Annotated in this window: 23 protein-coding genes; 10 read left to right on the forward strand and 13 right to left on the reverse strand. The window is 68.4% G+C overall.

Annotated features, from left to right (window positions below):
- The first annotated feature begins 72 nt into the window (after positions 1–72).
- Positions 73–1,146, forward strand: a complete 1,074-nt coding sequence (locus KAJ83_RS18675) for an EAL domain-containing protein (RefSeq protein ID WP_210683643.1) — start codon at positions 73–75, stop codon at positions 1,144–1,146.
- Between the two features lie 12 nt (positions 1,147–1,158).
- On the opposite strand, the gene ptsP is transcribed toward KAJ83_RS18675, so the two are convergent.
- The 5 genes from ptsP to KAJ83_RS18700 all read right to left on the reverse strand — a co-directional run bounded on the left by ptsP (position 1,159) and on the right by KAJ83_RS18700 (position 5,303).
- Complete coding sequence (gene ptsP, locus KAJ83_RS18680; RefSeq protein WP_210683644.1) at positions 1,159–2,934, reverse strand: phosphoenolpyruvate--protein phosphotransferase; 1,776 nt, start codon at positions 2,932–2,934, stop codon at positions 1,159–1,161.
- Between the two features lie 70 nt (positions 2,935–3,004).
- Positions 3,005–3,382, reverse strand: coding sequence for an HPr family phosphocarrier protein (locus KAJ83_RS19460; protein WP_210683645.1), 378 nt, complete (start codon positions 3,380–3,382; stop codon positions 3,005–3,007).
- A 9-nt stretch (positions 3,383–3,391) separates the two neighbouring features.
- Positions 3,392–3,790 (reverse strand): PTS sugar transporter subunit IIA, encoded by a 399-nt coding sequence (locus KAJ83_RS18690; RefSeq protein WP_210683646.1) that lies wholly within the window; start codon positions 3,788–3,790, stop codon positions 3,392–3,394.
- Complete coding sequence (rapZ, locus tag KAJ83_RS18695) at positions 3,787–4,797, reverse strand: RNase adapter RapZ (RefSeq protein ID WP_343222059.1); 1,011 nt, start codon at positions 4,795–4,797, stop codon at positions 3,787–3,789. Before rapZ ends, KAJ83_RS18690 begins: the two co-directional genes overlap by 4 nt.
- Positions 4,794–5,303 (reverse strand): HPr kinase/phosphorylase, encoded by a 510-nt coding sequence (locus KAJ83_RS18700; protein WP_281413181.1) that lies wholly within the window; start codon positions 5,301–5,303, stop codon positions 4,794–4,796. The genes rapZ and KAJ83_RS18700 overlap by 4 nt, the downstream gene beginning before the upstream one ends.
- Positions 5,304–5,882: 579 nt before the next feature.
- Between KAJ83_RS18700 and KAJ83_RS18705 the strand changes: the two genes are divergently transcribed.
- Positions 5,883–6,488, forward strand: coding sequence for a hypothetical protein (locus KAJ83_RS18705; protein WP_210683648.1), 606 nt, complete (start codon positions 5,883–5,885; stop codon positions 6,486–6,488).
- A gap of 373 nt (positions 6,489–6,861) precedes the next feature.
- On the opposite strand, the gene KAJ83_RS18710 is transcribed toward KAJ83_RS18705, so the two are convergent.
- Positions 6,862–10,059 (reverse strand): coiled-coil domain-containing protein, encoded by a 3,198-nt coding sequence (locus tag KAJ83_RS18710; RefSeq protein WP_210683649.1) that lies wholly within the window; start codon positions 10,057–10,059, stop codon positions 6,862–6,864.
- Positions 10,060–10,387: 328 nt separating this feature from the next.
- On the opposite strand from KAJ83_RS18710, the gene upp reads away from it, so the two are divergent.
- From upp to KAJ83_RS18725, 3 genes are all read left to right on the forward strand, one after another.
- Positions 10,388–11,038 carry a uracil phosphoribosyltransferase gene (upp, locus tag KAJ83_RS18715; protein ID WP_210683650.1) on the forward strand — a complete coding sequence of 217 codons (651 nt, stop codon included), beginning with the start codon at positions 10,388–10,390 and terminating at the stop codon, positions 11,036–11,038.
- Positions 11,039–11,192: 154 nt separating this feature from the next.
- Positions 11,193–12,005, forward strand: coding sequence for a dienelactone hydrolase family protein (locus KAJ83_RS18720; protein WP_210683651.1), 813 nt, complete (start codon positions 11,193–11,195; stop codon positions 12,003–12,005).
- A 3-nt stretch (positions 12,006–12,008) separates the two neighbouring features.
- A complete protein-coding gene (locus KAJ83_RS18725) occupies positions 12,009–12,500 on the forward strand; it encodes a DUF2937 family protein (RefSeq protein WP_210683652.1) in 492 nt (163 codons plus the stop codon).
- A gap of 6 nt (positions 12,501–12,506) precedes the next feature.
- Here KAJ83_RS18725 and cobT read toward each other — a convergent pair whose 3' ends face one another.
- The 3 genes from cobT to KAJ83_RS18740 form a co-directional block, all read right to left on the reverse strand.
- Positions 12,507–14,405 carry a cobaltochelatase subunit CobT gene (cobT, locus tag KAJ83_RS18730; protein WP_210683653.1) on the reverse strand — a complete coding sequence of 633 codons (1,899 nt, stop codon included), beginning with the start codon at positions 14,403–14,405 and terminating at the stop codon, positions 12,507–12,509.
- Positions 14,406–14,421: 16 nt separating this feature from the next.
- Positions 14,422–15,444 carry a cobaltochelatase subunit CobS gene (cobS, locus tag KAJ83_RS18735; protein ID WP_210683654.1) on the reverse strand — a complete coding sequence of 341 codons (1,023 nt, stop codon included), beginning with the start codon at positions 15,442–15,444 and terminating at the stop codon, positions 14,422–14,424.
- Positions 15,445–15,571: 127 nt separating this feature from the next.
- On the reverse strand, positions 15,572–16,192 hold the full coding sequence (locus KAJ83_RS18740; RefSeq protein WP_210683655.1) for a J domain-containing protein: 621 nt from the start codon (positions 16,190–16,192) through the stop codon (positions 15,572–15,574).
- Positions 16,193–16,363: 171 nt separating this feature from the next.
- Here KAJ83_RS18740 and KAJ83_RS18745 point away from each other — a divergent pair, with 171 nt between their 5' ends.
- On the forward strand, positions 16,364–16,639 hold the full coding sequence (locus KAJ83_RS18745; RefSeq protein ID WP_210683656.1) for a BolA family protein: 276 nt from the start codon (positions 16,364–16,366) through the stop codon (positions 16,637–16,639).
- A 215-nt stretch (positions 16,640–16,854) separates the two neighbouring features.
- Positions 16,855–17,145, forward strand: coding sequence for a ribbon-helix-helix domain-containing protein (locus tag KAJ83_RS18750; RefSeq protein ID WP_281413182.1), 291 nt, complete (start codon positions 16,855–16,857; stop codon positions 17,143–17,145).
- 8 nt (positions 17,146–17,153) lie between these two features.
- Here the strand turns inward: KAJ83_RS18750 and KAJ83_RS18755 are convergent, their stop codons facing one another.
- From KAJ83_RS18755 to KAJ83_RS18770, 4 genes are all read right to left on the reverse strand, one after another.
- Positions 17,154–17,774 (reverse strand): DUF2889 domain-containing protein, encoded by a 621-nt coding sequence (locus tag KAJ83_RS18755; RefSeq protein WP_210683659.1) that lies wholly within the window; start codon positions 17,772–17,774, stop codon positions 17,154–17,156.
- Between the two features lie 97 nt (positions 17,775–17,871).
- Positions 17,872–19,263, reverse strand: a complete 1,392-nt coding sequence (locus tag KAJ83_RS18760) for an HlyC/CorC family transporter (RefSeq protein ID WP_210683660.1) — start codon at positions 19,261–19,263, stop codon at positions 17,872–17,874.
- Positions 19,260–20,402, reverse strand: a complete 1,143-nt coding sequence (gene aroB, locus KAJ83_RS18765) for a 3-dehydroquinate synthase (RefSeq protein ID WP_210683661.1) — start codon at positions 20,400–20,402, stop codon at positions 19,260–19,262. Before aroB ends, KAJ83_RS18760 begins: the two co-directional genes overlap by 4 nt.
- Complete coding sequence (locus KAJ83_RS18770; RefSeq protein ID WP_210683662.1) at positions 20,399–21,013, reverse strand: shikimate kinase; 615 nt, start codon at positions 21,011–21,013, stop codon at positions 20,399–20,401. The genes aroB and KAJ83_RS18770 overlap by 4 nt, the downstream gene beginning before the upstream one ends.
- A 315-nt stretch (positions 21,014–21,328) precedes the next feature.
- On the opposite strand from KAJ83_RS18770, the gene KAJ83_RS18775 reads away from it, so the two are divergent.
- Genes KAJ83_RS18775 through xerD form a run of 3 tightly spaced genes read left to right on the forward strand, consistent with a single transcriptional unit; the run spans position 21,329 to position 24,323 of the window.
- A complete protein-coding gene (locus tag KAJ83_RS18775) occupies positions 21,329–21,469 on the forward strand; it encodes a hypothetical protein (RefSeq protein ID WP_210683663.1) in 141 nt (46 codons plus the stop codon).
- 16 nt (positions 21,470–21,485) lie between these two features.
- Entirely contained in the window at positions 21,486–23,336 is a 1,851-nt protein-coding gene (locus KAJ83_RS18780) for a hypothetical protein (RefSeq protein WP_210683664.1), read from the forward strand.
- Positions 23,337–23,375: 39 nt separating this feature from the next.
- Positions 23,376–24,323, forward strand: coding sequence for a site-specific tyrosine recombinase XerD (gene xerD, locus KAJ83_RS18785; RefSeq protein WP_210683665.1), 948 nt, complete (start codon positions 23,376–23,378; stop codon positions 24,321–24,323).
- Positions 24,324–24,331 lie beyond the last annotated feature (8 nt).

Below are 24,331 nucleotides of genomic sequence, written 5' to 3' on the forward strand. Positions count from 1 at the left end.
GGGCGCGTGCGAGCAATCCAAGCGTTCCGGCCACGCGTACCGCTCCATGTGGATCATGACGAGGAGGCGCGAATGCCTTGCCAAGCCTGCCGACTGCCGGAAACCCTGGATGCGCTGAGCCATGCCTTCCTCTGGCCGCCGCAGGGACACACGCTGCGGAAGATCGCGCGCCATCTGGAGGAACGCGCCTACCGCTTCGAAACGGATCGCGGCAACAGCTACCTGACGGCCGAAGTCGAGAACGCGAACCGGTTCATCGTCCTGCTCTGCGGTCTCCTGACCCGCTCGGAAGCGGCCGATACGCGGATTCTCCTGTCCGATACCCCGTCCCCCGGCTTCGGTGAATTCGGGCAGATCATGACCGTGGAACAAATGATGCGGCGCAAGCGCGGCGATTGGCTGATCCAATTGTTGAAGGAGGGACGCTATACCTCCTTCCGTCAGCCGATCGTCGACCTTGCCGATGGGTTCGCGCCCATCGGCCATGAATATCTGTTCCGCGGCTATGACGAGGATGGCACGGTCCTATCGCCCGCGGCGCTGTTCGAGAGCGCGAGCGACCCGCGCATCCTGTTCAATCTCGACCGAAGGGCGCGGATTTCCGCGGTCGAAACGGCGGCGCGCCTGCCCGGGTCCGGCAAGGTCTTCATCAACTTCATGCCGGGGTCGGTCTATGATCCGGGCGTGTGCCTGCGCACCACCGTCAATGCCGTCCACGAAGAGGAAATCTCACCGGAGCGCGTGATCTTCGAAATCGTCGAGAGCGAACGGATCGAGGATCTGAACCATCTGCGCGGCATCGTGAATTTCTATCGCGCCGCCGGATTCAGGATCGCGCTGGACGACTATGGCGCCGGTTTCAACAATTTGCAGACGCTGATGACCCTGGAGCCGGATTATCTGAAGCTCGACAAGGCGGTGATCCGTGACGCGGCCAGTGGGGGCGAGGCCAAGCGCGACATGATCGCGGCCCTGGCGGAACGCTGCACGCGCAACGGCATTCGGACCATCGGCGAAGGGGTCGAGGACGCGGAGACCGCCGACATGCTGGCGCGTCTCGGCATCGATCTGGCGCAAGGCTATCACTTCGGCCGCCCCATGGCGCCCGAGGAGGCCGCGGCGCGACCGGCCGACGTCCCGGCCTGACGGCCGGCCCCCTCACCCGTTGAGGTCGTCGAGCATCGTCGCGATCCGGCCGCTGTCCGGGTGGTCGAGGGCCGCCCGCGCGCGCCGGGTCGCCGAAGCCAGATCGATCGAGCGGATCTTCTGCTTGATCGGCGGGATCGAGGCCGCCGTCATCGAAAGCTGCCGCACGCCCAGCCCCAGCAGCAGGGCGGTATAGCGTGGGTCGCCCGCGATCTCCCCACACACGCTGACCGGCAGGCCGGCGCGCTCGGCCGCCTGGATGGCGAATTCCATCAGGCGCAGCACGGCCGGATGCAGGGGGTTATAGAGGGCGGCCACCTGTTCGTCCGCGCGGTCGATGGCGAGCGTATACATGACGAGGTCGTTGGTGCCGATGGCGAAGAAATCGCTGACCCGCGCCAGCGCGTCGGCGGCGAGCGCCGCGCCCGGCACCTCGATCATCACGCCGACGGGCGGGAGTTCCGGCGCCTGGGCCACGCCGCGCCGGGCGAGGCGCCGGCGCATGCGCATCAGGCAATCGCGCACCTGGCGCACCTCGCCCGGTGTCGTGATCATCGGCAACAGGATGCGAACCGGCCCCTCCGCGCCGGCGCGCAGGATGGCGCAAAGCTGCGCCTCCAGCAGTTTCGGCCGCTTGAGCGACAGGCGGATGGCCCGCAGGCCGAGCGCGGGGTTGGGCGCGCCCTCCAATTCCGGCCCCAGGGCACGGGCCAGTTTCTCGCCCCCCACATCCATGGTCCGCACCGTGACCGGCCGCCCGCCCATCGCGCGGACGACGGCGGTCAGGACCTCCGCCTGCTCGTCCTCGTCCGGCGGACGGTCGACATTCATGAACAGGAATTCCGTTCGAAACAGACCGATCGCCTCCGCGCCCGCGTCGATCGCCTGTCCCACCTCCATCGGCAGGTCGAGATTGGCCTCCAGCGCGATCGGCGTCGCATCGCGCGTGCGCGCCGGCAGGTCCCGCAACCGCGCCAGATCGCGGCGCGCGCGTTGGACATCCGCGCGCCGCTCACCATGGCGGCGGCGGGTATCCGCCGTGGGGTCGAGGATGACCCGCCCGTCCACGCCGTCGATCAGGGCCGGCACCGCCTCGCCCGCGCCGAGCCCCAACTCCGCGCGCGCGGCGCGCACCGTCTCCAACAGGTCCGGCACGCCGAGCACCGCCGGAATCCCGAGCGACCGGGCCAGGATGGCCGTGTGCCCCTGCGCGCCCCCCATCTCGCTGGCGAAGCCGGCGATGCGCGCGGGCGCCATCTGGGCGACCTCGGCGGGGCTGAAGCTTTCGGCGGCCAGCAGGACCCCCTCGTCCAACCCATGGAAGGGACTCGCCCCCTCGCCGCGCAAATGGCGCATCAGACGCCGGCCGACCTCGCGGACATCCTCCGCGCGGGCGCGCATATAGGGGTCGGACAGGGCCTCGAACCCACCCGCCAAGGTCTCCACCTCATGCCGCAAGGCACCCTCGGCATTCCGGCGGTCGGCCTCGATCCGCGCGCGAACCGCCCGCAGCAGACGCGAATCGTCCAGCATCCGTAGATGCGTCTCGAGGATCGCGCCGACCTCCTCCGCCGCCGCGTCGGGCAGACGGGCCCGGCGCGCGCGCAGGCCACGCAGATCGCGCCGCGCACGCTCAACCGCCGCGTCGAGGCGCGCCAGTTCCTCCGCCACCGCGCCCGCCGCCACCGGACGGTCGGAGGCCGCCAAGCCGCCGAGATCGATCAGGCCGAGCGGCCCCTCCGCGAAGCCGGGAACGACCCCTATGCCTGTCAGGACGCGCTCGCTCATGGGTCGGGCGTACTCTCGTTCGGACGCAAGACGGCCGGATGCAAAACGGCACGCCGGGAAGGCGCGCCGGTCAATCGGCCTCGTGGAACCCTGCCTCGACCAGCGCCCGCAGCGCCTCCAGCGCGGCCCCGGCCTCCGGTCCCTCGGCGGATATCTCGATCGTGCTGTCCTGGCCGGCGGCCAGCATCATCAGCCCCATGATCGACCGGCCGCCGACGCTCTGCCCATCGCGGGAGACCGTGACCTCGGCATCGAACCCCTCGCACAGCTTCACGAACTTGGCCGCCGCGCGCGCATGCAGGCCCCGCCGGTTCGGTATCGTCACCCGGCGCGACCGCCCCGCGCCGGACGAGCCACCGCCCGGCGTCTCGCCGCCGGCCCCGTCGGCTCCGTCAGCCCCATCAGCCTGGGCCGGATCGGGCCGGTTGCTGTCCGATCGCTCGCGCATGACCCGCCGTCAGTCGCGCAGCAGAGCGCTGGCGACATTGATATATTTGACCCCGGCCTCCTGCGCGGCCGCCACGGCGCGGTCCAGCGGTTCGGACGCGCGCACGGAGGCGAGCTTCACCAGCATCGGCAGGTTCAGGCCCGCGATGACCTCCACCTTCGCCTTCTCCATGATCGAGATGGCGAGATTGGAGGGCGTGCCGCCGAACATGTCGGTCAGCAGCACGACACCGGCCCCGCCATCGACCTTGCCGACCTTGTCCAGGATCTCGGCCCGGCGCTGCTCCATGTCGTCGTCCGGGCCGATACAGACCGCATCGACATTCTCCTGCTTGCCGACAACATGCTCCAGCGCGGCCACGAATTCCGCCGCCAGATTGCCATGGGTCACCAGCACCATTCCGATCATAGCGCCCGCTCCTTCGAATTTCCCGGCCCGCCCGGCGCCGACGGTCCATCGTCCGCCTCCCGTCGCGGTGCCTCCCCGCCCGACGACGCCCCGCCCCGACGGTCGTCGCCATTCTCCTCGGCCCGTTCCAGATCGCGGTGGAACCGCGCGATCGACCAACCGGCCGCCTCCAATCGCCTAGCCAGGCACTCGGCCGTGTAGACGCTGCGATGGCGCCCCCCGGTACAGCCGATCGCGATCGTCAGATAGGCCTTTCCCTCCTGTTCGTAGCGCGGCAGGGTGCGGCGCAGCAAGGCGGAAAGGTCATCCAGGAACCCGTGAAAATCCGGGTCCGTCTCGATATGCGTCCCGACCGCGCCGTCCAGCCCGGTCAGCGGCCGCAAGACCGGATCGTAATGCGGATTGCTGAGGAAGCGCGCATCGACGACCATATCCGCCTCGCGCGGGAGCCCATGGCGGAAGGCGAAGGACATCACCGTCACGGTCGGCCCGCCGGCGGTGCTGCCATGCCCGCCTTCCGGCGCGAAGAGGCCGCGCACCCGCTCCTTCAGCATCCAGGGGGTCAGGTCGCTGGTGTCGAGGCGCAGGTCCGCGCGCTCCAGCAAGGGGGCGAGCGTCCGGCGTTCCAGCGCGATGCCGTCGGCGACCGGCCGGTCGGCGGCCAGGGGATGACGACGGCGCGTCTCGGCGAAGCGCCGCATCAATTGCTCGTCCTCGCAATCCAGGAAGACGGTCACGACGCGCCGCCCGCCCTCCGCGCCGAGCCTGAGCGCGGTCCGGGTAAGCTGGTCCGGGTCGAAATCACGGGTGCGCACATCGACCCCGACCGCGAAGGGCGCGCGCGCCCCGCCGGGCGCTTCCCCTTCCATCGGCGCGGCGAGCCGGTCGAGCAGACCGATCGGCAGATTGTCGATCGCCTCGAATCCCAGATCCTCCAGCACGGCAAGCACGCTCGACCGACCGGCCCCCGACATGCCGGTGACGAGGACGAGGTCCGGCACGCTCACGATACCCACGCCTTCGAGGAACGCCGGGCGGGCGGCCCCAGCCCGTCCCGACCGGCATCGGCCGCCGTGCCCTCGGCGCGCGCCCGCGCGATGGAAACGGCCCGCAGAATCTTCGTGGGCGTGGAGAGATCGAAGGCATGAAGACGAATCCGGGGAACCGCGGCCCCGGCGACATGGGCAGGGTCCGGCGCCGGCAAGCGCGGCACCTCCGATCGCGCGACCAGATCGACGACGAGAAGAAGTGGGGGACAATGCGGAGAAGGGCCTTCACCCGGGTCCGCCGCGAGCGCGCCGGTCACCCATTCATCCGACTCCAGCGTCACGATCCCAAGTCCCCGAACCTCGATCAAGCCCGCCAGCCCCTCGGGACAGGCGAGACGGGGGCCGTGCCCCGCCTTCCCCGGCCACAGGACGACCCGGTCGTCGGCGACCAGGCGCGCCGTGCCGGTGGCGATCATGCGCAAGGCCAAATCGGATTTTCCGGCACCGGACGGGCCGCGCAGCAATACCCCCGCGCCGGCTTCGCCCGACGCCCCTCCGGCTGGTTCTGGTGGCCTGGATGGTTCTGGTGACCCGGCTGGTTCTGGTAAAACGAGCCAAAGCGCCGTCGCGTGAATCGTCTCCAACCGCCGCGCCGTCCTATCCCACGCCCCGATCGATGTCCCCATCGGCGCCCCGCTTCGCGACAGGGTCCCGGCACCTCGTGCCCTTCCGGTCATCATGCCACGCCCCGACCCGCTGCCCCGAACTGCCGCCCCGAGCTATTGTCCGACGCCGATCAGCCTGCGGCGCGCAAGGGGCCACTGTCAATCATCCGCGGGCACGGCGCGAATCAGCCGGACGTCCGGCGGGCGATTCATTCGACCGCCGCCCGCGACCGTCCGACGCAGCCTGCGCGGCGCAGTCTGCCCGGCGCAGGCTGCCCGGCACAGTCTCCGCGCGCCCGGAAATGCGGCGGTCGGCGCGCCGCAATGTGGCGTAGTACCACGATGTTGACGGAAAATGGGCAGTTCGATCTTGATCGCGACGCCGACGCACGCGTACACTCCGCCTCGTTCAATTCTCAAATCGAGAGGCAGGTACCCGTGAGCTTTCTGACCCGCGTCAACTCTCCGTTCCGCCCCTCCGTCAACACACGCCTGCGTGGCACCAGCCGCCGTTGGCGCGCGGGCATCGCGGCCCTCGCGATGATCGGCATCGGCGCCGGCGCGGCGCAAGCCAATTGCTTGCAGGGCATCGAGTCCGGCACTTACGCGAAATCGGTTCGCACCCTTCAAAGCGATATGATGGTGGCCGCGCTCTCGTGCAATGCCCGGGCGCTCTATAATAATTTCGCGGTGAGCTACCGGCCCGACCTCATGAAGCACGGTAAGGCGTTGAAATCTTACTTCCAGGCCGTGCATGGCGGCGCCTCGACGCGCGAGCTGAACGCTTATGTGACGGAATTGGCGAATGACGCCTCTATCCGCCATGCGCGCACCGGCAGCGCCTTCTGCGAAGCGGCGGAGGGTGTGTTCGCGGACCTGATCGGCACCGAGAACCAGCATGTCGAGTTGGGCACCTATGCGCTGCGCTACGCCATCGCGGTGCGTCCGCAACTCGCCCAAGAGATCGCGACCGCCTCCGGCACGGGTGTCGACGGCGCGGCCTGCGACGAACTCGTGGCGCTCAACGGCCCCGTTACGGAATAAGATTCATCCGACGAGCTGGTCCGGGTCTTTCCGGGGCTCTTCCTCGGATCTCTAGAGACGGTCCTGTAAGATCACGACGAGCCGCCGTCCCATGACGGCGGCTCGTTCTGTTTCCGGCACGGCGACGTGCCCCCACGGACGGCCCCGCGGAAGGCGCGACGCGGCGGTCAGGTCGCCGAAATGGATGTTTTCCGGCTGTTATCCGCCCTTGGGCAACCATCGTGCGGCCTTCCCGGGATCAACCGCTTCTCTCCCCGTCACGCCCCCACACACTTCCTCCTCCACGCACTTCCTCCCCCACGCACTTCCTCCAAGGAACCTGGGGGTAGGCCCCAAACCCCGCCTCTCCCGGTTCCGGATGGAACCATCACGCTTATTCCTCCCGGCCGAGCGCGCGGTTAAGCAGGATATAGAGCTTTCCGACATCCGCCGTCATGAAGGTCGCATGCAACAGGTGCTCCGGATCGGCGCCCTGTGATTCCTCCAACAGCCGCTCGAACTGCTCGACATAACGGGTGGTGTATTTCCGCGCCTCGCCGTCCTCCTTCACCTTCTCTGCGATACGGCGAACGGCCGTGCCCTGTTTCTGGCGCAGCAAGGTGCGCGTGAAGATGCTCCGGTCCCCCTTGATGTAACGCCGCCAATCGGCTTCCGGCACCTCGCCCTGAAGCATGCGGGTCAGGTCGATCGAGATCGAGTTCAGATCCTCGACGATGAAACGCGCGGTCTTGAGGAACAGGTTGCGGCGGGCCTCGACCTCCTTGGTGGCGAGGGCCTTGGCCTGCGCCTCGGCATGCTGGGCCGCCTGGTCGAGGCGCCCCGCCTGGGTCGCGAACGCCTCGGCGGATTTCTCGGCCGAGCTGCTGGCCTTCTCCGCCGTCTCCAGAAGCGCGCCGGCCTTGTCCTCCAGCGTCTCTCCCAGCGTCCCGAGCGCGCCCTGGGCAAGCCCCGCCGCCTTCTCCAGGGCGACGATCCGTTCATCCAATCCGCCGCCGACGCGTTCGATCTGCTGACGGGCCAGATCGCCGGCCGCGGCGACATCGCCGGACTGCCGGCGCAGCAGTTCGATCAAGGCCTCGATCCGCTCGCTCGCCTTGCCGGTCCGGCCCTCGACATCGCCGACCTGGGCCGCGAACGAATCCGAAACGAGTCGCAGCGCCTTCGAGGATTCCTCCGCCGCCAGCGACAACGCCTCGGCCTGCTGCTTCAACTGCTCGCGATTGTCCGCCACCTGCATACCGGCCTGGACCGAGGCGGTCGTGACCTTCTCGCTCTGAGTGGCGAATTTCTCGCCCACCTGGTCGATCAGACCCAACGCCGTCTCCAGGGCCGATTGCAGCGCCCCATGCTCGTTGCGGAAGGCGCCGCCAGCCTTGGCCAGACGCTCGCTCACCTGATCGCACGCCTCGCGCAGCTCCGCCACCCGGCGCGACAAGGTCTCGTCCAAGCCGGCTCCGCCCTCGGCCGCCTGTTTCGACGCGGCGTCGAGGGTATCGCGTTGGCGCGTGACCGCCTCGTCGAGCAGGCGGGCGCGCTCCCCGATCATCTCGGACAGCGTCTCCATCCGCTCCGCATCGGACTTCAAGCCGTCGCGAATCGCCGCCGCGCGGGCCGACGCGCTCTCCCCGGCCGCTTCCAGCGCCGCCGTGCGCTCGCCCAGCGCCTTGGAGATCGCCTCGGCCCCGCCGCTCGCCGTCTCCGCCGCCTGACGCAAGGCCTCGCCGTCGCGGGTCAGCGCCTCGCCGACGCCGCGCGCGCGCTCCGCGCTCCAATCCGCCGCGGCGCGCAGAGCCTCGGCCTGGGCGCGCAAATCCTTCGCGACGGCCCGGCCCTGCTCCAATGTCGGATCGATATTGGCCTGCAGACGCTCGCCGCTCTTGGCGAGGCGTGCTGCGACGGTTTCGATCCGCTCCTCGACCTGCCGGTCGAGCGCGCTCGCTTGCGCGGCGGTGGCCTCGGCCGCCTGCATCAGGGCCTCGGTCTGGCGGGAAAGCGCGGCACGCACCTGCTCCGCGCGCTTGGCCGAAACCTCTCCCGCCTTGCCCAGCGACTCGGCCTCCGCCGTCAGCGCCTCGCCCGCGCGGCGCACCTCGGCGCCGGCTTCCTCGGCGCTCCTCGCCAGAGCCTCCCGGTTCCGCCCACTCGCCTCGTCGATCAAGGTCGTCTGTTCCGCCAGACGCTCGGCGAGGCGTGTCAATTCCTCGCTCTGCCGGGTGACGGCGGCGCGCACGGTCTCCGCCTTCTCGGCATTGCGCTCGCTCGCCCGGTCGAGCCCCAGGGTCTGTTCCTTCAACCGGGCCAGCACGGTTTCAACCTGCCCGGCGGAGCGCTCCAACGCCTCCTCCAAGCCCTTGCCGTGCTTCTCCAAGGCATCGTCGAGGCGACCGGAATAACGTGTGACCTGATCCTCCAGCTTCTCTCCGAGCCGCAGAGCGCGCGATTCGCTGGCATCGAGTCCTTCCGTCAGCCCCTCGTCGAGCGCCCGCAGCTTATGGCTCACGGTCTCGCCGAGCATCTCCGTGCGCTCGCCGAGCAATTCGCTCATCCGCTCGATCCGCGAACGGCTGTCCGCCAGAAGCCGGTCGAGGGCGCCCTGGGTCTGCGCGAAATGCGAATCCAACGCCTCACCCAGGCGCTTGCCTTCGCCGCGCAACCGCTCCGCGATACGGCCGGCACCGGCCTCGGCGGCGTTGCTGGCATGGGCGAGCGTCTTCGCCCCTTCCCCCAGATTGGCGGCGATCCGCTCCGCCGTGCCGTCGCTGCGCGCGGCGACCTCATCGAGATTGCCCGCATGGCGCTCGAACAGCTTACCCAGCGCATCGGCGCGTTCCGCCGCCCGCTCGGCCGCGCGAACCAGATCCTCGGCCTGCGCGTGAAGCGCCGATTCGATATCCCCCGCGCGGACCAGCGCCGCCTCGCTCGCGCTCTCCAGCGCCTGAACCTGCGCCTCCCCGCTCTCCTCGATCCGGCGTTGATGACGTTCCAGCCGGCCGGCCACGGTCTCCAGCCGCTCGCTCTGGTGCCCCAACTGTTCGCGCAGCGCCTTCGCCCGGCTTTCCGAGCCACTGCCGGCGGCCTCCAACGCATCGAGTTGAAGCCGCAGCGTCTCGGCCAGTTCCGAAAGATTGGCGACCGCGATTTCCCCCGCCTGGGTCAGATCGTCGGTTTGGCGGCGCAGCGAATCGGCGACGGTGCGCACGCGTTCCTCCTGCGTGTCGGCGGGATAGGTCAGCAGCGCCAATTGATGCCGCAACACCTCCGTGTGCAGGCGGATATCGGCCGAACGCCGGACATAGAGCGCGACCAGCCACAGCATCACCACCGGCAGCAGCAGGCCGGTCACCATCAGCGCGATCTCATGCGGCAGAAGCGCCGGCAGAAGCGCGAAACCGCCAACCCATTGCAGATACCACCCCGCCAGGGCGAACCATGCGCCGCTCGACACCACGGCTGCCCAGCCGACGATCCTGCCCCGTCGATCGGCCGCGCGGCGTGCCGCCTGCATCTCGTCGGAGGTCGCTTCCTGCCGTGGGCGGTCGGCGGAGGGCAGTCGGGTTACCTTGGCGGTCATGCGTCGGGTCGCTCATGCTGAAGAGGATGAAGAAGGGGATGGTACCGCGATTCCGTCGTTCATGCAGCCGGTTATCGTGCGCCGTTGAGACGCCGTCTCATGCGAGGTGGCGATTGTCGCCCCGGCCCGGGGCGGGTATGGTCGCGGCTTAGCATGAAAGCAGTCGCTTCGACTTCCGCGCGTGACGTGCCCCCGGGTCATCCACCCGGACCACCCTGGGCCCGTGATGCGCGAAAACGCGTGCCCGCGCGCCACGCACCGACGCGGTCCTCGCCGATGCCCGCCGTAGCGTATAGCCCGTCCGAAAACCCGAGAAGGTCACCCCCTGATGAAAACCGACCCGAAGTTCCCAACGCTTCATATCGTCGACCACCCGCTGGTCCAGCACAAGCTGACCTGGATGCGCAAGAAGGAGACGCCGACCGCGATGTTCCGGCATCTGCTGCGCGAGATATCGCTGCTGATGGGCTATGAAATCACGCGCCACGTGCCGATGATGACGGAGACGATCGATACGCCGCTGACCGATATGGAAGCCCCGGTCCTGTCGGGGCGCAAACCCGCGATCGTGCCGATCCTGCGCGCCGGGCTTGGCATGGCGGACGGGTTGGTGGAGTTGATGCCCTCCGCGCGGCTGGGCCATATCGGTCTCTACCGCGACCCGGCGACGAAGCGTCCGAAGGAGTATTACGTCAAATTGCCGGAGCCAGGCGGTCGCCTCTTCATCCTGTGCGACCCGATGCTGGCGACCGGCCATTCGGCCGCGCACGCGGTCGACGTGCTGGTCCGCGAAGGGGTGGAGGAGCAGAATATCCGCTTCCTCTCCCTGGTTGCCGCCCCGGAAGGCGTGAAGATCCTGTCGGACGCGCATCCGAATGTCGCGATCTACACCGCCGCGCTCGACGAGAAGCTGGACGCCAACGCCTATATCGTGCCCGGGTTGGGCGATGCCGGCGACCGCCTGTTCGGCACGAAATAACGAATAAACGCGACGTCCGGCTCGACACGTCACGATCTCGCCCCAATGATTGACTCATGATGGCGCGCGAGGGTCGCTTGGGGTGGCCCATTGGGATGGATCGAACGGCGGGGATGATGTCGGCGCCCCCATCAAATGAGGGAGAACCTGTGACATGACGGTGGAAAAGGTAATCGATCGACGCGGCGTGTTGCGTGGCATGGCGGGTGGCGTGGCGGGAACGGCCACGCTCGCCACGATATTGGCCGACCCCACGCTCGCCCGCGCGGCGGCCGCGGGGCTGGAGGATGTTTCGCTGACGCTCTCCGACGGGACGGAGGTCGGCGCGTCGCTCGCCATGCCGGAAGGCGCGAGCCAGGAGGCGCCCGTGCCCTCCATCATCCTGATCCATGAATGGTGGGGCCTCAACGATCAGATCAAGGCGGTCGCGGCGGAATTGGCCAAGGAAGGCTATGCCGCGCTGGCGATTGACTTGATGAACGGTAAGGTCGCCACCACCGCCGACAAGGCCACCCGCCAGATGAAGGCGGTCGACGAGGATGAGGCGACGGCCACCTGCGCCGCCTGGATCGACTGGCTGCGCGCCAAGGCGGAGACGACGGACAAGCTGGGCACCGTCGGTTGGTGCTTCGGCGGCGGCTGGTCGCTCAACGCCTCGCTCGCCGCGCCGGTGGACGGGACCGTCATCTATTACGGCCGCGTCAACAAGGAGGCCTCGGAACTCGCCGCGCTCCAGGGCCCGGTCCTCGGCCATTTCGCGACCCAGGACAAATATATCGACGAACCGATGGTAAGCGGCTTCGTCGAGGCGATGGAGGAGGCGGGCAAGTCCCTGACCGTCTATTGGTACGAGGCCGATCACGCCTTCGCCAACCCGACCGGCGCGCGCTATGACGAGGCCGACGCGCGGCTGGCCTGGGGCCGGACGACATCGTTCTTCACCCAGACCCTGCGTTCGGACGGGTAGGTCATGGCGCGTCCGCTGCTGATCGCCTTCGCGGTATTGCTGGCGGCGCTCGCCTCCCAGTTCCCGGCGTTCCGGGACGCCTATCTGCAACGGATCGGCGGCGCGCTCGACGAGGTGACGCGGCAGGTCGCCGCGCTCGACGAGCGCGCCGCCGCCGCGGGCCTCGAACGCTATGCCTATGTCCGCCGGTTGAGCGGCAATCCCGACCCCGTCGTCGCGCGGGAGGGCCGGGCCCTGATCGATCTTCTGGGCCGTCAGCACCGCTTGAGCGCCGCGCGGGACGCGGTGCGCGACGCGCCGGTCTATGTCCAGGCGGCGCAGGTCCTGTTGCATCTGGAACCGGATATCGCGGACGCCGCGCTGGCCGACTTCCAACCGGCGGTGCCGCTCAGCCTCTCCGCCGTCTTCCACGCCTTCATCGGCTTCGTCGTCGGCCTGTTCCTGCCGATGGGCGTGCGCCGGCTGTTTCCCCGGCGCGTGGCGGAGGGGGCATAGCGCCGGCTAGCGCCGGGCGCGGATCGGCTCCAGCTTCGGCTTGCGGCGGCGGCCACGGGGTTGCTCGGCCTCGTTCTCGAAGAGGTCGGCGAGTTGCTCCATCATCGTGCCGCCCAACTGCTCCGCATCCACCAGGGTCACCGCGCGGCGGTAATAGCGGGTGACGTCATGGCCGATGCCGATCGCGGCCAGTTCGATCGGGCTCTTGGTCTCGATATACTCGATCACGTCGCGCAGATGGCGTTCGAGATAATTGCCCGGATTGACCGACAGCGTTGAATCGTCGACCGGCGCGCCGTCGCTGATCACCATCAGCACGCGGCGTTCCTCCGGCCGGCCCAGCAGGCGCTGATGCGCCCACATCAGCGCCTCGCCGTCGATATTCTCCTTCAGCAGCCCCTCGCGCAGCATCAGGCCGAGATTCTTGCGCGCCCGGCGATAGGGCAGGTCCGCCGGCTTATAGACGATATGACGCAGATCGTTTAGGCGTCCCGGATTGGCCGGCTTACCGTCGGCGATCCAGGCCTCGCGCGATTGTCCGCCCTTCCAGGCGCGTGTGGTGAAGCCCAGGATCTCCACCTTGACGCCGCATCGCTCCAGCGTGCGGGCGAGGATATCGGCCGAGATCGCGGCGATCGAGATCGGCCGTCCGCGCATCGACCCCGAATTGTCGATCAGCAACGTGACCACCGTGTCGCGGAATTCCGTCTCGCTTTCCTGCTTGAAGGAAAGCGGCTGGGTCGGGTTGGTGACGACGCGGCCCAGCCGTCCGGTGTCGAGAATACCCTCCTCCAGATCGAAATCCCAGGAGCGCTGCTGCTGCGCCATGAGGCGGCGCTGCAGACGGTTGGCGAGCTTCCCGATGATGCCCTGAAGGTGGGAAAGCTGCTGATCCAGCATGGTGCGCAGACGGGTCAGTTCCTCCGGATCGCAAAGCTCCTCGGCCGCCACGATCTCGTCGAACCCCTCGGTGAAGGCGCGATAGAACTTTTCCTTCGGCACGTTCGACAGGTCATGCTCCGGGCGCCAGCGCTTGCCGCTGTCGCCGGGCTCGTCGGTGCCGGGGGCCTGCATCATCTCGCCAGCGAGGTCCTCGTCGAGCTGCTCGCCGTCGCCGTCATCCTCGCCCTCGCCGGTGGCGGTGTCGGCCGAGCCCTCGACCTCGCCTTCCTGCTGCTCGCCGCCTTCCTCCTCCGACTGGCCGCGGGACTGGTTGTCCTCGTCCTCCTGGCTTTCGTGATCGTCCTCGCCGTCGGCCTCCTGCGGCTCCTGCTCGCCCATGTCGACATCCATCTCGCGGATCAGGTCGCGGGCGGCGTCGGCATAGCTCTGCTGGTCGCGCATGGAGGGCTTGAGCGCTTCCAGCGCCTGCTCCAGGCGGTCCTCCAGATGCGGGCGCCATAGATCGACCACGCGGCGGGCGGCGGGCGGCGGTGTCTCGCCGGTCATCTTCTCGCGCGCGAGGAGCCGGATCACCTCGGGCAGCGCGGCCTCGGTGCGCTCCTCGATCCGGTGGAAGCCCATCTTGCGATAGCGCGCCTCCAGCGCGCCGGCCAGATTGGCGCGCAACCCCGCCATGTTCTGCCCGCCGAGCGCCTCGACCCGCGCGGTCTCCAGCGCATCGAACAGCATCGGCGCGACCTCGCCCTGCGGCTTGGAACGGCGGTGTAGCGCGTCGTCGTGATGGCGCAGACGCAACGCCAGCGCATCCGCCTCGCCGCGCACACGGGCGACCTCCTCCACCGGCAGCGCGCGCCCGGGGAACGGCAGGCGCGCGCGTTCCCCCGACATATGCGCGGGTTCGGAGCCGTAGCTCACCTCCAACTCCGGCTCCCCCGACACGGCGCGGAAGCAGGCGGCGTTGGCGCGCTTGAAATCCTCGATCGGCCCGTCCTGGTCGGCCATGGCGCTCTCGACCCCGTCAGTGCACCTGGATGCCGACGCCCGTCTCCGGCAATTCCTCGCCGAAGCAGCGCTGATAATATTCGGCGATGATCGGCCGTTCGGTCTCGTCGCACTTGTTGAGGAACGTGACCCGGAAAGCGAAGCCGATATCGTTGAATATCCGCGCGTTCTCGGCCCAGGTGATGACCGTGCGCGGGCTCATCACGGTGGAGATATCGCCGCCGATGAAGCCGGTACGGCTCAGATCCGCGCACTGCACCATGGCGGAAATCTGCTGACGCCCTTCCTCGTCATCGAAATCCGGCACCTTGGCCAGCACGATATCGACCTCCTGGTCGTGCGGCAGATAATTCAGCGTGGTGACGATCGACCAGCGGTCCATTTGACCCTGGTTGATCTGCTGCGTCCCGTGATAGAGGCCACTGGTATCGCCGAGGCCGACCGTGTTGGCCGTCGCGAAGACCCGGAAGCTCGGATTCGGACGAATCACCTTCGACTGATCGAGCAGGGTGAGCTTGCCCTCCCGCTCCAGGATGCGCTGGATCACGAACATCACGTCCGGGCGGCCGGCATCGTATTCGTCGAAACAGAGCGCAACCGGGTTCTGCAACGCCCAGGGCAGGATGCCCTCCCGGAACTCCGTCACCTGCTTGCCGTCGCGCAACACGATCGCGTCCTTGCCGACCAGATCGATACGGCTGATATGGCTGTCCAGGTTAACACGCACGCAAGGCCAGTTGAGCCGGGCCGCGACCTGTTCGATATGGGTCGACTTGCCGGTGCCGTGATAGCCCTGGATCATCACGCGGCGGTTATAGGCGAAGCCCGCCAGGATCGCCATCGTGGTATCGTGATCGAACACATAGGTGTCGTCGCGATCCGGCACATGGTCGGTCAGCGTCGAAAAGGCCGGAACCTTCATATCGCTGTCGAGTCCGAAGGTCTGGCGCACGGACACTTCCATATCCGGCTTGGTCAGCGTCTCGGACGCGGGCCGGTCATTGTCGCTGTCGGTCTTCTTGGCGGTCGCTGTGCTCATCGATGCTCTCTGCTTCGCGGAAACTCGGACGGCAGCCCTGCGGGCTCGCTCGAAGGGACGCGCGGGGTGGGCATGGGATACCCCCGGGCCGCGCGCCCTACCGAACATGGGGCGAAAACCGACGGCCTCAAGCGCGTCGCCCGGACTCCTCCAGACTGCGCCGCAGAACGCCGTAGGCGTGGTTTATATCCTTCAGCCGATCCTCGGCCGCGCGCCGCTCCTCTTCACCGCGCGCGCTGCCGCCGAGATCGGGGTGCAATTCCTTCGCAAGTTCCTTATAGCGGCGCTTTAGGCCGGTCAAGGTGACCGGCGCCACGAGACCGAGAACCCGCATCGCGTGGCTCTCCGGCCCCTCCTCCGCGCGCCGGCGGGCGCGGCGCCGGAAGTCGGTTTCCTCGTCCCCGCTCTTGAAGGCGCCTTCCTCGTCGAAAAAATCGGTGCTGTCATGGACACCGGCGCGCGTGCGGGCCGTCCCGAAACGCAGCCCCATCGGCCAAGTCGGCCGGTCCCAGACGGCGGCGTCGCGAACCATGCGGTCGACATCCGCCGTCGACATGCCCGCGCAGAAATTCCAGGCCGCGTTATATTCGCGCGCGTGCTCCTTGCAGAACCAGAAGAATTCCTCCAGCCGGTCGCGCCCGCGCGGCGCGCGGTGCACGCCCTCCGCCTCGCAGGTCGGGTGGTCGCACGGACGGTGCGCGGCCGGCCGGCGCCGCCGGAAGGGGGTACTGTCGAGTTGTCCGTCCATCTCCGCAGTTTCCACTATCGCCGTCCCCAGGATGGCCCGAACGGAACCGACGGGCGAGGTCTGGTTCCACGGGCCTTGCACCACCGCCGCCGGAACGAAACTATGCCCTCCGGCGGTGGCTACCATTGCCCCAATGGTGCCGCTCCGTGTCGATCCGAACAAGGGCGGGATATGATGAGCACGCAGCGACGAATCGAGGAGAAACTGACCGAGGCCTTCGCGCCCACCGTGCTGGAGGTCGTGAACGAATCGCACCGGCACGCCGGCCATGCGGGATCCCCCGGTACCGGCGAGTCCCATTTCGCCGTCCGCATGACCAGCCCAGCCTTCGCGGGGCTGTCGCGGATCGAGCGGCAACGGCGCGTCTATGCCGTCCTGGCGGAAGAGTTGAAGGGGCCGGTCCACGCGCTTTCGCTCTCGCTCGACGGTTCCGAGGGCGGCGGGTAATCACGCGCGACGCCCGCATTGAGGGAAGGGGGCCGGTGGCGCTACAATGGAGTGTCGACACAAGGTGGGATTGCATCGCCGACACAACCTCTTGTTGCGATCGCGACTGCCGCATGTATCTTTATCGTGGTGCCGCGCGGAAACCCGGCGGTATCGAGATCACATCCATTCAAGAAGAGGCATGCCGTCGGGGGAAGTCGATGCAAGGACCGACAATGCCGAGAGGGCGGACAGCCCTTCGCGCCCGTAATGTACGCGTCCACGGCCGGCGGACCAGCATGAAGCTGGAACCGGCCTTCTGGGATGCATTGGAAGCCGCCGCCATGCGCGAGGGACGATCGATCAACGAAATTTGCTCGATGATCGACGACAGGGCCGCCGGATACGGCCTGACGGCGGCGATCCGTGTCTTCGTCCTCGCCTATGGATGGTGCCGCCGCCTGGACGACGCGATCGCTACCGTCCCCGTGGGGTCGCTGCCAACCGCCGACGGGGCACGGGATTAGTCGTCGCGTCACCCGCGGTTCGTCTCGGCGCGCCGCGCTTCCGCGCCCTTGAAGAAGTCCGGCCATTCGCGGCGCACCACCGGCCCGTCGGCCCGGTAGGCATGGCAGGTGTCGATCAGCCCCGGCTTGGCCCGGGATGCCCCGTCCGCGGCCCCCGGGGACCGGTCCTTCGGCGCCAAGCCGGCATCCCGGCGCGCCCGCTCGCCGGACCCGACGATCGTCTGGAAGGCCACCGTCGCCATCGGATAAAGCAGCTCCGTCAGATGGGTGCAGCCCGCGGTACCGCCCACCCGGTCCCGCACCGCCTTGCGGAAGCCGGGTCCGATCCGCACCCCGACGAGCTTGGCATAGGCCGGCGCGATCGCCGGACAGGCATCATAGGGGCCGTGCTCGGTCGACGCCTCGGCCGCCTTGATCTCGAACCCGTCGTCGAGCGTGAGGCGCAGCCACATCTCATGCACCGGCGTGCCCGCCTCGACCTCTCCCCGATGGGCGTTCTCGAAGCTGTAGGATTTAACGTCCGTCATGTGCCCCTCGATATCCCACAGCCCGTCGTCGCGGTGATAACCGTGACATTCGATCCGGCGCGTATGGTAGTGGCGGCGCGGCGCGGGCGGGGAAAGCGGCATGGGACTAATCCCTCCTTCGCTTGGAAACAGCGGCATGCGTTCCGGATATCCGGTGATACCGGGCAGGTGCGGCTCCGCAAATCTTACCTGACGGCGCTCAGCCGTCATCCTCGTCGTCATTCTCCGGCGGCGGCGGCGTAACGCGGATCAAGGTGATCTGATTGCGTTGACGGCGCACGACCTCGAAACGGAAGCCGTGAAACATGAAGATCTGACCCGGCTCCGGGATCAGCCGTGCCTCGTGCAGGACGAGGCCCGCGATGGTCGCGGCGTTGTCGTCGGGCAGGGACCAGTCGAACTCCCGTGCCAACAGGCGCAGCGTGACCGACCCGTCGACCAGATAGGCGCCGTCCGGCTGGGGACGGACGCCGGGCACGGCGATGTCGGTCTCGTCGTCGATATTGCCGACGATCTCCTCCAGGATGTCCTCCAGCGTGACGATCCCCATGAAGGCGCCATATTCGTCGATCACGAGGGCGAAATGCTCACGCCGCGCCCGAAAGGCCTGCAACTGGTCGAGCAACGTCGTCGAATCCGGGATGAACCAAGGCGCGGTCGCCAGCTTACCCAGATCGAGACTATCCAGATCGCTGATCGGCGCCACCATGGCGGACGTCTTCCCGGCATCGTCGGCGTTCTCCGCCTCGGCGCGTTCGGCCGCGCGCAGGGCATCGGTCTTCTGGCGCGCGCGCACTTCCCGCAGCAGGGCCTTGGCATGCAGCACGCCGACGATATTGTCCGGATCGTCGCGATAGACGGGGATGCGCGTATAGGGGCTGCCCAGCACCGCGTCGATATTATCCGCGACGGAATCGCCGAGATCGATCATCACCACCCGCCGACGGTGGGTCATGATGTCGGCGACCTCGACATCATCGAGATCGAGGATCGACTTCAGCATCACGCGTTCGTGCCGGGTATCCGGGTCCGCGCCGTCATGCAGGTCGATCGCGCCGCGCAATTCCTCCTCATGCTGCTCGCCGTCGAGTTCCATCGACAGATCGATGCCGAACGGCTTCAGCGTGCCGCGCACCACCATCTGCACCGTATGCGTCACGGGCGCGAACAGCAGCACCACCGCGCGCACCACCGGCGCGACCGCCAACGCAACCCGGTCGGTATGGCTGAGGGCATAGGTCTTCGGCAGCACCTCCGCGAAAATCAAGACCAGCAGCGTCATCACCAACGTCGCATAGGCGACGCCGGCATCCCCGAACCAGGCGACGAACATCGTCGTCGCCAGCGCCGAGGCCAGGATATTGACGAGATTGTTGCCGAGCAGGATGGCGCCGATCAGCCGGTCCTTGCGCTCCAACAGCCCCACAACGCGCTCCGCCCGCCGGTTCCCCTGCTTGGTGAGTTGGTGCATGCGCGAGCGCGAGGCGCCGGTCAGGGCCGTTTCCGAGCCCGAGAAGAAGCCGGACAGCACCAAGAGCACCAGGATAGCGCCACCGATGATGACGAACTCCCCATGTTCCGCCCAACTCATGAAGCCAGCGCCTCCGCCACCACCGCTTCCAGCGCCTCGGCCGGGACGTCCTGGGTGATGAAGCTATCGCCGATGCCGCGCGCCAGGATGAAGGTCAGCATGCCGTCCTTGACCTTCTTGTCGCTGCCCATGCGCCGGATCAGGTCGGCCGCGTCCCAATGAACGCCGGAAACGTCGCCCGGCCGGGTCGGCAAGCCCACCGCCTTCAGATGCGCGACCAGCCGCTCCGCGTCCTGGCCCGGACATAGATCCATGCGCCGGGACAGCGCGAAGGCCATCACCATGCCGATCGCGACCGCCTCCCCATGCAGCAGCCGGCCGTCGTAACCGGCCGCGCCTTCCAGCGCATGCCCGAAGGTATGGCCGAGATTGAGCAGCGCGCGCACCCCGCCCTCGCGCTCGTCGTCGGCGACGATACGCGCCTTCGACCGGCAGCAACGCGCGATCGCCTCGCGCCGCAGATCGATATCGCCCTTCACCATGGCGGGACCATGTTCCTCCAGCCACTCGAAGAAGGGCCGGTCGTCGATGGCGCCGTATTTCACGACCTCGGCATAGCCCGCGAGAAACTCCCGCCAGGGCAGCGATTCCAGGATTTCCGTGTCGGCCAGGACGAGGCGCGGCTGATGAAAGGCACCGACGAGGTTCTTGCCCGCCTCCACATTGATGCCCGTCTTGCCGCCGACGGAACTGTCCACCTGGGCCAGCAGCGTCGTCGGCACCTGAACGAAATCGATCCCGCGCAGCGCCACGGCGGCGGCGAAGCCGACCAGATCGCCGATCACCCCGCCGCCCAGCGCGACGAGAAGGGTCCGCCGCTCGATCCCGATTTCGAACAGCCGGTCGAGCAGGCCCGAAAGGCCATTGAAGCTCTTGGTCGATTCGCCCGCGGGCATGACCACCGCCTCCCCGCCGACCCCGGCCGCGCCGAGCGAGGCGGCGAGCGTGTCGAGATGGAAATCCGCCACGTTCTCGTCGCAGACGACGACCACGCGCCGGCCGTTGGCGAAGGGCTTGATCGCCTCGCCCGCCCCGGCCAGAACCCGCGCGCCCACCCGGATGTCGTATCCGCGCGTGCCCAGCGAGACCGGCACGACCTCGACCTCCGACCCGTTCTCCATTCCGTCGGCATCGCTCATCGCGCCGTGTCCTCCTCCATGAGGGCCGCCTCGCGCAGCGCCTCCAGCACCTTATCGGCCATCGCGTCCTTGGTCTGTTCGCCGCTATCGACCGTCAGATCGGCGTGCGCGTAGACCGGCTCCCGCTCCTCCATCAAACGGCGCAGGGTCCCTTGCGGGTCCGCCGTCTTCAGCAGCGGGCGATGGCCACGCTTGGAGACCCGCTTCCACAGGACATCGAAATCCGCCTTCAACCAGACGGTAACCGCCCGCTCGCGCAGCAATTCGCGGGTTTCCTCCTGCATATAGGCACCGCCGCCCGTCGCGAGAATACAGGGCGGGCCATCCAGCAGGCGGGCGATCACGCGCCGCTCGCCATCGCGGAAATGCGCTTCGCCATGTTCGGCGAAGATTTCCGCGACGGTACAACCGGCGGCTTCCTCGATCTCCTTGTCCGCATCGACGAAGGGGGCGCCCAGTTTTCGCGCCAATTGCCTGCCGACGGCCGTCTTGCCGGCCCCCATCATGCCGATCAGCGCCACCGTCCGGGACAAGTCCGAGCGGGTCGGGGCCAGAGAAGAGGCCTGGGGAGAGGCCTGAAGATCGGATTCCCTGTCGGATGTGGCGGCCATGTTTCCCGCGTCGTTTCGTTCGCGCTCATACCGGACGCCGGCCACCTCCACCCACCGGCGAGGCCGGGCCGTGCCTCACGGCGGCGAAAGAGGAGTGCCGAGGGCGCCGCCCGCGCTTTCCCACTTTCATGGAGGTCGCAGAATTGCCATAGTCCCGGCGTAGCGTAAAGCGTTCCCGCCACCATGCGCACCGGTACGGACGATCACTGGTTCGACCGATCACTGGCGCGGACAGGGGGGATGGCCGCGAACATCGCGGTCGATCACGTGTCGATCACGTAAGGACAATCACTTCAGGGACGACGATAGATTCTCATGGGCAAATTGCTTGTGGCCTTGTTCGGCCTCATTCTCCTCATCGTGGGCGGTGGCATCGCCTATCTGGCGACCTTCGACATTCCGGCGCCGACCCAAACCGTCGAGATACAGTTGGATGACGACCGTTTCCCCCGGTAAGGCTTCCCGAGCGAGGATGTCGGGCACCCGCTTGGCGGCGCTCGCGCTCGGCCTGATTCCGGTTCTGGCCATGGCCCCGGGCGACGCGGGGGCGCAGAGCCAATCCACGGGGCCGGTGCAACTGTTCCCCGCCGACCCGAACAACGCGGCCGGGCCCAATGGCGTCCTGGGATCGGAAAGCACAAGCGGAGCCGCGGGAACCGGTTCGACAAGCCGCGATACGACCCCTTCCGTCATCGGGTCCGGCGCGGAGGCCGTGGAGGTCGCGCCGCTCGACGCGCCATCGGCGGAATCCGTTGGCCTGATCGGTCCGGAGAGCGGGGGGCTACCGGCCGATATGTGGGCCGGTTCGTCGCGCACGCTCGCCCATGACGGACTTCGGGCCTTGCCAGACCGGCTGGGTTCGCCCGCCGCGCGCGCGCTCGCCGTCCGGTTCCTGACCAGCGCCGCGCCCGGGCCGGATGCCGGGGCCGACGCCCAACCGCCGGCCGGTGACTTCATGGCCGCGCGGATCGATGCGCTGATCGCCTTGGGCGCCCTGGAACCCGCGCGCGCCCTGGCGGAGACGGCGCGCGACATCGCGGCGACACCCGCGCTCGACCGCGCGGTCGCCGATGCCCGGCTTGCCGCCGGCGCGGTACCGACGGCCTGCGCCGATGCCCGCTCGCTGAGCCAGAAATCGGACGATCCCTATTGGCAGAAGCTGCTGATCTTCTGCCAGGCCGCCGCCGGCGACACCGGCGAGGCGGAGTTCGGGCTCGGCCTGCTGGCGGAGATGGGGGCGAATGATCCGCTCTTCATGACTCTGGCGGACGGCCTGATCGCCGGACGCGCGCCCGACCTTTCGGAAACGGACCCCGCCGCCTTCGGCGCGATGCATGCCGCGATGGCCCGGGTTTCCGGCGCCATGCCGCCCGAAGCCGTGGCGGTAGAGGGCACGGCACCCGCCGTCGCCACGCTCTTGACCATGAAGCCCCAGGCGCTCGACCTCGCCGAGGCGGCGGCCTGGCGCGGCGTGCTCGATCCGAATCGGTTGGCGGAACTCTATGCGGGCGCGGATTTCGAGCCCTCGGCGCTGGATAATCCGCTGAGCGCTGCGGAATCGATGGACGGCGCGCGGGCCCGCGCCCTGCTCTATCAATCGCTGGCGATTCAGAGCATCGCTCCGGCCAAGGCCGAATTGCTGACCACCGCTTTCGCGACCGCCGCGCGTGACGGGGTCTATCCGATCGCGGTTGATCTGTTCACCGATCAACTCATGCAACTTCCCCCCTCCAGCGCCCTCACCTTTTTCGCGGAGACGGCGACGCGCGCCCTCCTATCGGTCGGCGCCGTCGAGCGCGCGGGACGCTGGTACGCCCTGATCGAGGCGCGCGCGCGCGCCGGCGACAACGGCGCCGCCGAGATGACGGCCGCGCGCGACCGGCTCTGGCCGCTCGGCCGGCTGGCGGGCATGATCCCGCCGGAGGAAGGCGCCGCCGCCCGCATCGCGGCCTTCGAACGCAGTGTCGCCGACCGCGCGCCGGAGCGGGCGGAAACGCTGCTGCTGCGGACCTATCTGCCGCTGCTCGCATTGGTGCCGGAGGCGCGGGCCGCGCGCGACGCGCTGGCCCGGCATGCCTTCCGCGCGGGGGGGATGGAAACGACCGCCCCCAACCCGGCCGCCGGCACCCTGGCGCGCCTGGCGGCGGCGGACGGGCGGATTGCGGAAACGGTTCTCTACGCCCTGATCCGGGTCGGAGCGCGGCCGGTTCCGGAACTGTCCCCGGAGGTCCTGGCGGAAACCGTCCAGGCGCTGGACCGCGTCGGTCTATCCCGGGAAGCGCGTCGGCTCGCCCTCGAGGCCTTGGTCGCGGCTGGGTTGTGACCGGTCCCGCGGCCACAGCCCGCACCGGCGGAGGCGCCGATGAGCCGTTATCTCGATCCCTTCCTGGAGATGCTGGCCGCGGAGCGCGGCGCCGCCGTCAACACCATCGCGGCCTATCGGCGCGACCTCTCGGATTACGACCGTTTCCTGAACGGGCGTGGTGAACGGGCGGAGACGGCGTCCGCCGCATCGATCTCCGCCTATCTTACCCATCTCGCCGCCGAGGGGGCCAGCAGCGCCACCGCCGCGCGGCGCCTCTCCGCCCTGCGGCAATTCCATCATTTCCTGCTGGCCGAGGGACTGCGAAACGACGATCCGACCCTGACCATAGACGCGCCGCGCCGGGGCCGGACCCTGCCCAAGATACTGAGCGAGGCGGAGGTCGAACGGCTGATCGAGACGGCCAGGGCCGGCACCACCGCCGGTGGGCACGCTGGCGCGGAGGCGCTGCGACTTCATTGCCTTTTGGAACTGCTCTATGCGACCGGATTGCGGGTCAGCGAACTGGTCGACCTGCCGCGCGGCGCGCTGCGGCGGGAGGAGCCCTTCCTGATCGTGCGCGGCAAGGGGGGGAAGGAGCGTTTGGTACCCTTGAGCGAACCGGCCCGCGCCGCACTCTCCGCCTATGCGGATGCGCGGGCGCGGTTCCTGCCGGGGGGGGCAAAGGGCGGGGGAACGACGGGCGCGAAGGAGTCACCCTATCTCTTCCCCAGCCGTTCGAAGGAAGGGCATCTGACCCGACAGCGCTTCGGTACCATGCTGAAGGCCCTGGCGCTGGAGGCCGGCCTCGACCCGAAGCGGGTCAGTCCGCATGTGCTGCGCCATGCCTTCGCCAGCCATCTTCTGGCCAACGGCGCGGATCTGCGCGCGGTGCAGAAGCTGCTGGGTCATGCCGATATCTCGACCACCCAGATCTATACCCATGTGCTGGACGAAAGGCTGAAACGTCTGGTGACGGAGAAGCATCCGCTCGCCACCCGGGATTAGTTCCGCGC

Origin of the sequence: Marivibrio halodurans (assembly GCF_017963645.1) — a bacterium.
Classification (GTDB): domain Bacteria; phylum Pseudomonadota; class Alphaproteobacteria; order UBA8366; family Aestuariispiraceae; genus Marivibrio; species Marivibrio halodurans.

Coding starts and splice junctions, on each gene's coding strand:
- KAJ83_RS18675 (WP_210683643.1), top strand. CDS start 73: ATGCCTTGCCAAGCCTGCCGACTGCCGGAAACCCTGGATGCGCTGAGC.
- ptsP (WP_210683644.1), bottom strand. CDS start 2,934: ATGAGCGAGCGCGTCCTGACAGGCATAGGGGTCGTTCCCGGCTTCGCG.
- KAJ83_RS19460 (WP_210683645.1), bottom strand. CDS start 3,382: ATGCGCGAGCGATCGGACAGCAACCGGCCCGATCCGGCCCAGGCTGAT.
- KAJ83_RS18690 (WP_210683646.1), bottom strand. CDS start 3,790: ATGATCGGAATGGTGCTGGTGACCCATGGCAATCTGGCGGCGGAATTC.
- KAJ83_RS18710 (WP_210683649.1), bottom strand. CDS start 10,059: ATGACCGCCAAGGTAACCCGACTGCCCTCCGCCGACCGCCCACGGCAG.
- upp (WP_210683650.1), top strand. CDS start 10,388: ATGAAAACCGACCCGAAGTTCCCAACGCTTCATATCGTCGACCACCCG.
- KAJ83_RS18720 (WP_210683651.1), top strand. CDS start 11,193: ATGACGGTGGAAAAGGTAATCGATCGACGCGGCGTGTTGCGTGGCATG.
- KAJ83_RS18725 (WP_210683652.1), top strand. CDS start 12,009: ATGGCGCGTCCGCTGCTGATCGCCTTCGCGGTATTGCTGGCGGCGCTC.
- cobT (WP_210683653.1), bottom strand. CDS start 14,405: ATGGCCGACCAGGACGGGCCGATCGAGGATTTCAAGCGCGCCAACGCC.
- cobS (WP_210683654.1), bottom strand. CDS start 15,444: ATGAGCACAGCGACCGCCAAGAAGACCGACAGCGACAATGACCGGCCC.
- KAJ83_RS18740 (WP_210683655.1), bottom strand. CDS start 16,192: ATGGACGGACAACTCGACAGTACCCCCTTCCGGCGGCGCCGGCCGGCC.
- KAJ83_RS18745 (WP_210683656.1), top strand. CDS start 16,364: ATGATGAGCACGCAGCGACGAATCGAGGAGAAACTGACCGAGGCCTTC.
- KAJ83_RS18750 (WP_281413182.1), top strand. CDS start 16,855: ATGCCGAGAGGGCGGACAGCCCTTCGCGCCCGTAATGTACGCGTCCAC.
- KAJ83_RS18755 (WP_210683659.1), bottom strand. CDS start 17,774: ATGCCGCTTTCCCCGCCCGCGCCGCGCCGCCACTACCATACGCGCCGG.
- KAJ83_RS18760 (WP_210683660.1), bottom strand. CDS start 19,263: ATGAGTTGGGCGGAACATGGGGAGTTCGTCATCATCGGTGGCGCTATC.
- aroB (WP_210683661.1), bottom strand. CDS start 20,402: ATGAGCGATGCCGACGGAATGGAGAACGGGTCGGAGGTCGAGGTCGTG.
- KAJ83_RS18770 (WP_210683662.1), bottom strand. CDS start 21,013: ATGGCCGCCACATCCGACAGGGAATCCGATCTTCAGGCCTCTCCCCAG.
- KAJ83_RS18775 (WP_210683663.1), top strand. CDS start 21,329: ATGGGCAAATTGCTTGTGGCCTTGTTCGGCCTCATTCTCCTCATCGTG.
- KAJ83_RS18780 (WP_210683664.1), top strand. CDS start 21,486: ATGTCGGGCACCCGCTTGGCGGCGCTCGCGCTCGGCCTGATTCCGGTT.
- xerD (WP_210683665.1), top strand. CDS start 23,376: ATGAGCCGTTATCTCGATCCCTTCCTGGAGATGCTGGCCGCGGAGCGC.